Genomic DNA, 7,278 nt, shown 5'->3' with positions numbered 1-7,278 from the left:
GCCGACAGCGACCACCTCCTGGAGACCACCGGCCGCGAGCTGCGCAAGCTCATGAGCTGGGTCAACGACGAGGACGCGTAACACCGACGCCCCGGGGGGCGGGTCCGCGGACCCGCCCCCCGGGGCGTTTCCTTCTTCACCGCTGGAAGAAGCGGCGTCGTACGTGTGTACAAGTCGTCCACCCCCGTGTGGGTGATCCTTCCAACGGGGCGCAGTATGCGTCCTGGCGCATGACTACACTTCTCCACACATACACGCGTCAGGCCCACAGTGTCGTGCGTCTTCCACGCGGCAAGCCCCTCCACCGCCTGCGGCCGTCGGGACGGCCGTCCGCACTGGACCTGTGAGGACCCACGTGAGCTCGAAACCTGTCGTACTCATCGCCGAAGAGCTGTCGCCCGCCACGGTGGACGCGCTGGGACCGGACTTCGACATCCGGCACTGCAACGGCGCGGACCGCGCCGAGCTCCTCCCCGCGATCGCCGATGTCGACGCCATCCTGGTGCGCTCCGCCACCAAGGTCGACGCCGAGGCCATCGCCGCCGCGAAGAAGCTGAAGGTCGTCGCCCGGGCCGGCGTCGGTCTGGACAACGTCGATGTCTCCGCCGCCACCAAGGCCGGCGTGATGGTCGTCAACGCGCCGACCTCCAACATCGTCACCGCCGCCGAGCTCGCCTGCGGTCTGCTGGTCGCCACCGCGCGCAACATCCCGCAGGCCAACACCGCGCTCAAGAACGGCGAGTGGAAGCGCTCCAAGTACACCGGCGTCGAGCTCAGCGAGAAGACCCTCGGCGTCGTCGGCCTCGGCCGCATCGGCGTCCTGGTCGCGCAGCGCATGTCGGCCTTCGGCATGAAGATCGTCGCGTACGACCCCTATGTGCAGCCGGCGCGCGCCGCGCAGATGGGCGTCAAGCTCCTCACGCTCGACGAGCTGCTGGAGGTCGCCGACTTCATCACGGTGCACCTGCCCAAGACCCCCGAGACGCTCGGGCTGATCGGCGACGAGGCGCTGCACAAGGTGAAGCCCTCGGTCCGCATCGTCAACGCCGCCCGCGGTGGCATCGTCGACGAGGTGGCGCTCGCCTCCGCCCTCAAGGAGGGCCGGGTCGCCGGTGCCGGGCTCGACGTGTACGCGAAGGAGCCCTGCACGGACTCCCCGCTGTTCGAGTTCGACCAGGTCGTCTGCACCCCGCACCTCGGCGCCTCCACCGATGAGGCCCAGGAGAAGGCGGGCATCGCGGTCGCCAAGTCCGTGCGCCTGGCCCTCGCCGGTGAGCTCGTGCCGGACGCGGTCAACGTCCAGGGCGGCGTGATCGCCGAGGACGTGCGCCCGGGTCTGCCGCTCGCCGAGAAGCTCGGCCGGATCTTCACCGCGCTCGCGGGCGAGGTCGCGGTCCGCCTCGATGTCGAGGTGTACGGCGAGATCACCCAGCACGACGTCAAGGTGCTCGAACTCTCCGCGCTCAAGGGCGTGTTCGAGGACGTCGTCGACGAGACCGTGTCGTATGTGAACGCCCCGCTCTTCGCGCAGGAGCGCGGTGTCGAGGTCCGCCTCACCACCAGTTCCGAGTCGCCCGACCACCGCAACGTGGTCACCGTCCGCGGCACGCTCTCGGGCGGCGAGGAGGTCTCGGTCTCCGGCACGCTGGCCGGACCCAAGCACCTCCAGAAGATCGTCGCCGTCGGCGAGTACGACGTGGACCTGGCGCTGGCCGACCACATGGTGGTGCTGCGTTACGAGGACCGTCCCGGTGTCGTCGGCACGGTCGGCCGGATCCTCGGCGAGGCCGGTCTGAACATCGCGGGCATGCAGGTCTCGCGGACGGGCGCGGGCGGCGAGGCGCTGGTCGTGCTCACCGTCGACGACGACGTCCCGGCGTCGGTGCTCGCCGAGATCTCCACCGAGATCGGTGCCAACTCGGCCCGTACGGTGAACCTGACCGACTGACGGTCGCGGAGCCTCTCCGCGCAGCCCTCCGCGTACCCGGCATCTAGACGTGCGTCTTACACGAACGTCTGCATGCCGGGTACGCTGCTTTCATGGGACATCGTGAGGATCTGCTCGAAGGCGCCAAGCGCTGCCTGCTGGAGAAGGGGTACGCCCGGACGACGGCGCGCGACATCGTGGCCGCCTCCGGTACGAACCTCGCCTCCATCGGCTACCACTACGGCTCCAAGGAGGCCCTGCTCAACCTCGCCTTCGTCAAGGTGACGGAGGAGTGGGGGGATCTGCTCACCGAGGACGGGCAGGAGCGCGCGGAGGGCGGCGAAGCGTCCGGGTCTCCGTTCGATCAGTTCCGCGACACCTGGGAGCGGGTGATCGACAGCTTCGAGGAGACCCGGTCCGTCTGGCAGCTCCAGATGGAGGTCGTCTCCCGGATCGACCAGGACCCGGAGCTGCGGAAGGCCCTGCAGGACCCGCAGCGCGAGGGGCGCGACGGGCTCGCCGAGGGCATGCTCGGCATCGACCCGGAGAAGGACCCGGAGAAGGCGCGGGTGGCCGGGCTCTTCTGCCAGGCCCTGCTCGCGGGCGTGATGGTGCAGTGGCTGATGGACAGCGAATCCGCCCCGTCCGCACAGGACCTGACGGACGGTCTGAAGGCCGTGCTGGAGGGCCGGGGAGGCTCTGACTCCTGAGCCGCGCTGAAATTCCTGAGCCGCGCTGAAACCCCTGAGCCGGCCCCGGCTCCTGAGCCGCGCTAACTCCTGAGCCGTGCGCTCTTGAGCGCCATGTGCAGCAGCAGCCGGTCCTCGCCGTCGTTGAGATCGAGGCCGGTGAGCTGCTGGATCCGGGAGAGGCGGTAGTAGAGCGTCTGGCGGTGGACGCCGAGTGCGGAGGCCGTCCTGGACGCCTGGCCCGCGCAGTCGAGGAACACCTCGGCGGTGCGGGCCAGATCCTTGTGCGGCGGGGTGAGCAGGATGCGGACCGCCGGGTCCGCGACGGCTTCCGGGGGGAGTGCGGTCAGCAGCCGGTACGGCCCGATCTCCGACCACCGCGCGACCGGGCCGAACCGGGACTCCGCCGTCGCCGCGCGGGCGGCGGCCACCGCCTCGTACCAGGCCGCGGCCAGTTCCGTAAGACCCCGGCGGGGCACCGCGACCCCGGCGGTGGCGTCCCGGCCCGCGGCGGAACGCAGCCGGTCGGCGGCGGTGAGCGCCGGGTCGAGGACATCGGTGGAGCGCAGCCGGACCAGCGCGGCCAGCGAGGGGAGCCCCCCGGTCCCGGGGATCGCGGACAGCGCCGCAGCCGAGGGGACCGTACGGACCGACGGCGGATCGTCCGGCCACGGGGTCACGCACACCACCGTGTGCAGCCCCAGCGCGTCCGGCCCCAGCGCCTCGTGCAGCGCGGCCACCGCCATGTCGCGCTGCCAGCCCCGCCCGGCGGTCAGGACCGCGCCGAACTCGCGGGACGGATCGGTGCCCGCCCGCTCCTCCTCGGCGAGCAGCGCCCCGATCCGGGCCGCCACCTCCATCGCGGCCTTCAGCTGTTCGTCGGTCGGCCCGGGGTCCGCGTCGAGCAGCCATACGTAACCGAGCACGGCCCCCCGATGGCGTACCGGCAGGCAGATCCGGTCCCGGAAGACCCCGGCCTCCGGGGCCGCCGGGATGCGGACCGGGCCGGTGGCGCGGGTGATGCCGAAGCCCTCGAACCAGGCGCGGACGGCGGGCGTGGAGCGGCGCGTCAGGATCGAGCGGGTGCGGACCGGGTCCATCGCGGTGTCGTCGTCGCTGTCGTGGGCGCCGAAGGCGACCAGGCCGAAGTCCCGGTTCTCCAGCGTCGCGGGGGCGCCGAGCAGCCCGGAGATCTCGTCGACCAGCTCCTGGTAATCGCCCTTCACCCGGCCATTCTCGCACCCCTTCAGACATATGTCTGAGAACCGGGGAACGGATGCGTGACAGCTGTCGATGGCACAGGATCGGAGAGATCCTTAGATTTCACGGTGGTTCTCCGTGCTGTACCGGTCTGTTCCCGAACTTCCGGTATGGCCATCGTTCGTACTTTCCGTGGAGGTGCCCCGTGCTGGGTCCCGTGATTCTCGCCGCGTCCCGCAGCGACAAGATGCGCCGTTTCGTCTCGGCCGCACCTGGCACCAAGCAGGTCGTCGACCGGTTCATCGCCGGTGAGACCGTCGACCAGGTCGTCCCGATCATCGAGGACGCCGCCGGCAAGGGCCTCGAAGTCACCCTCGACGTGGTGGGCGAGGACATCACCACCCCCGAGCAGGCCGCCGCCGCCCGCGACGCCTACCTCGAACTGATCGAGCGCCTCAAGGACCTCGGCCTGGGCACCAAGGCCGAGATGTCCGTCAAGCTCTCCATGTTCGGCCAGTCCCTGGACGGCGGGCACGAGCTGGCGCTCGCCAACGTCCGCCCGGTCGTCGAGGCCGCCGCCGCGATCGGCACCACGGTCACGCTGGACGCCGAGGACCACACCACCCTCGACTCGATGTTCGCCATCCACGAGGAGCTGCGGAAGGACTTCCCGCAGACCGGCTGCGTGATCCAGGCCTACCTGTTCCGCACAGAGGACGACGCCCGCCGCCTGGCCGCCGCCGGCAGCCGCGTCCGCATCGTGAAGGGCGCCTACAAGGAGCCCGCCTCCGTCGCGTACCAGGACAAGGCCGAGATCGACAAGGCGTACGTCCGCATCCTGCGGATCCTCATGGAGGGCGACGGCTACCCGATGATCGGGTCCCACGACCCGCGTCTGATCGCCATCGCCCAGGAGCTGGGCCGCAAGGCCGGGCGCAAGCTGGACGAGTACGAATTCCAGATGCTGTACGGCATCCGCAGCGAGGAGCACCTCCGGCTCGCCGCCGAGGGCCACCGGATGCGCGTCTACACGGCGTACGGCACCGACTGGTACGGCTACTTCATGCGCCGCCTCGCCGAGAAGCCGGCGAACCTGCTGTTCTTCGGCCGCTCGATCCTCACCAAGGGCTGAGCCCTCCTCCACCTCTCTACCCAAGGAGCAACGGAACTCATGGACGCTGTGACCCAGGTCCCCGCGCCGGTCAACGAGCCGGTCCACTCCTACGCCCCGGGCTCCCCGGAGCGTGCCCGCCTGGAGGTGAAGCTCAAGGAGCTCGCCGAGAACCCGATCGACCTTCCGATGACCATCGGCGGCGAGAAGCGGATGGGCGGCGGCGAACGTTTCGACGTCGTACAGCCGCACAACCACAAGGCCGTCATCGGTACGTTCGCCCATGCCACGCAGAAGGACGCGCAGGACGCGATCGACGCCGCGCTCGCCGCCGCCCCGGCCTGGCGCGCGATGTCCTTCGACGACCGCGCCGCGATCATCCTGCGCGCCGCCGAGCTGCTGTCCGGCCCGTGGCGCGAGACGATGGCCGCCTCCACGATGCTCGGTCAGTCGAAGACCGCGCAGCAGGCCGAGATCGACACTCCCTGTGAGCTCGTCGACTTCTGGCGCTTCAACGTGCACTACGCGCGCCAGATCCTCGCCGAGCAGCCCCCGGCCAACTCGCCGGGTGTGTGGAACCGCATGGACCACCGCCCGCTGGAGGGCTTCGTCTACGCGATCACGCCGTTCAACTTCACGGCCATCGCGGGCAACCTGCCCACCGCCCCCGCCCTCATGGGCAACGTCGTGGTGTGGAAGCCGTCCCCGACGCAGACCCACGCCGCCGTGCTGCTGATGCAGCTGCTGGAGGAGGCCGGCCTGCCCAAGGGCGTCATCAACCTGGTGACCGGTGACGGCATCGCCGTCTCCGAGGTGGCCCTGAACCACCGCGACCTGGCCGGTATCCACTTCACCGGCTCGACCCCCACCTTCCAGCACCTGTGGAAGACGGTCGGCAACAACATCGCCAACTACCGCACCTACCCGCGGCTCGTCGGCGAGACCGGTGGCAAGGACTTCGTGGTCGCCCACCCGTCGGCCGACCACGCCGTCCTGAAGACCGCGCTGACCCGCGGTTCCTTCGAGTTCCAGGGCCAGAAGTGCTCGGCCTCCTCCCGGGCGTACGTCCCGGCCTCCATCTGGAACTCCGGTTTCAAGGAGAAGTTCGCCGCCGAGGTCGACTCCATCACCATGGGTGACGTCACCGACCTGTCGAACTTCATCGGCGCCGTCATCGACGAGCGTTCGTTCGCCAAGAACAAGGCCGCGATCGACCGCGCGAAGGCCGACCCGTCCTGCACGATCATCGCGGGCGGCACGTACGACGACTCGGTGGGCTACTTCGTCCGCCCGACCGTCATCGAGTGCACCGACCCGGAGAACGAGGTCTTCACGACCGAGTACTTCGGCCCGATCCTCGCCGTGCACGTCTACGAGGACGACGCGTACGACGCGATGCTGGAGCAGATGGAGTCGGTCTCCGACTACGCGCTGACCGGCTCGGTCATCGCGAACGACCGCGCCGCGGCCGCCCACACGATGGAGAAGCTGCGGTACGCCGCGGGCAACTTCTACATCAACGACAAGTCGACCGGCGCCGTCGTCGGCCAGCAGCCCTTCGGCGGCGGCCGTGCCTCGGGCACCAACGACAAGGCGGGCGCCCCGCAGAACCTCCAGCGCTGGACCCTGACCCGGGCCATCAAGGAGACGCTGGTCCCGCCGACCGACTACACCTACCCGCACCAGGGCTGATCCCCTCGGGGCGCCCCACCCCCGGCGCCCCGCCATGAATTCCGCCTCCCGCCCGGTTCCCCTGCCGGCCGGGAGGCGGTTTCCATTCCCGGGCCGCTCCTCAGTACAGGCCGCTCCTCAGTACAGGAACCGCTTCACCACCGCGTCGCCCGCGCCCGCCGCGCGCTCGTAGAAGTCCACCAACCGCCGGAAGTAGGAGGCGAACACGGCGTGGACCTCGGGCTCCGGCCACCCCCAGTGCGCGGCGACGCCACCGGAGGCCGCGTCCCACAGCCCGTCGAACGGATGGGTGCGGAGGAACTCCACCGTCTCCCGCACCTGCGCCGCGGTCAGCGTGAGCGACGGCGCCTCGATCCCGGCCGGGTCCTCGTGGATCTCCCCGCCGAACACGGGGAGCTCACCGCTGCCGTGGCCGGGCGGTGCGGTGAGACACAGCTCGTGCACGTCGGAGAAGTCCTTGGAGATGTGCAGATCCGTCTCCAGGCGGTCGAGCTCGTCGTCCGTGTCGGCGAAGACCGCCCACACCCCTGCGAAATCCTGCGGCAGCCCGGCGGCCGGAACGGCCCGTGCCTGCATGCTGAAGCTCATCGCTGTCCCCTCCTGCCGGGCCGCCGTCCGGCGGGCCCCTGCTTCCGAACAGTACGGTCACCCACTGACAG

Annotated in this window: 6 protein-coding genes; 4 read left to right on the top strand and 2 right to left on the bottom strand. The window is 70.2% G+C overall.

Translation table 11 applies throughout. The features are described 5' to 3' along the window. Nucleotides 1-355 precede the first annotated feature (355 nt). Together serA and ACFYY1_RS31330 are read left to right on the top strand one after the other, a co-directional pair. A complete protein-coding gene (serA, locus tag ACFYY1_RS31335; protein WP_388591504.1) occupies nucleotides 356-1,948 on the top strand; it encodes a phosphoglycerate dehydrogenase in 1,593 nt (530 codons plus the stop codon). A 92-nt stretch (nucleotides 1,949-2,040) separates the two neighbouring features. Next, nucleotides 2,041-2,637, top strand: a complete 597-nt coding sequence (locus tag ACFYY1_RS31330; RefSeq protein WP_388591503.1) for a TetR/AcrR family transcriptional regulator — start codon at nucleotides 2,041-2,043, stop codon at nucleotides 2,635-2,637. Between the two features lie 62 nt (nucleotides 2,638-2,699). On the opposite strand, the gene ACFYY1_RS31325 is transcribed toward ACFYY1_RS31330, so the two are convergent. After that, complete coding sequence (locus tag ACFYY1_RS31325; protein ID WP_388591502.1) at nucleotides 2,700-3,842, bottom strand: PucR family transcriptional regulator; 1,143 nt, start codon at nucleotides 3,840-3,842, stop codon at nucleotides 2,700-2,702. Nucleotides 3,843-4,021: 179 nt separating this feature from the next. Here ACFYY1_RS31325 and ACFYY1_RS31320 point away from each other — a divergent pair, with 179 nt between their 5' ends. Continuing rightward, nucleotides 4,022-4,948, top strand: coding sequence for a proline dehydrogenase family protein (locus ACFYY1_RS31320; RefSeq protein WP_388591500.1), 927 nt, complete (start codon nucleotides 4,022-4,024; stop codon nucleotides 4,946-4,948). 39 nt (nucleotides 4,949-4,987) lie between these two features. After that, nucleotides 4,988-6,619, top strand: coding sequence for an L-glutamate gamma-semialdehyde dehydrogenase (gene pruA, locus ACFYY1_RS31315; RefSeq protein WP_388591499.1), 1,632 nt, complete (start codon nucleotides 4,988-4,990; stop codon nucleotides 6,617-6,619). A 117-nt stretch (nucleotides 6,620-6,736) separates the two neighbouring features. Here pruA and ACFYY1_RS31310 read toward each other — a convergent pair whose 3' ends face one another. Further along, complete coding sequence (locus ACFYY1_RS31310; RefSeq protein ID WP_388591497.1) at nucleotides 6,737-7,207, bottom strand: DUF1877 family protein; 471 nt, start codon at nucleotides 7,205-7,207, stop codon at nucleotides 6,737-6,739. Nucleotides 7,208-7,278: the final 71 nt, after the last annotated feature.

Source organism: Streptomyces sp. NPDC001890, assembly GCF_042891445.1.
GTDB lineage: Bacteria > Actinomycetota > Actinomycetes > Streptomycetales > Streptomycetaceae > Streptomyces.
The sequence above is the reverse complement of the archived record's forward strand: the minus strand, read 5'-3'. Positions and strand labels throughout refer to the sequence as shown.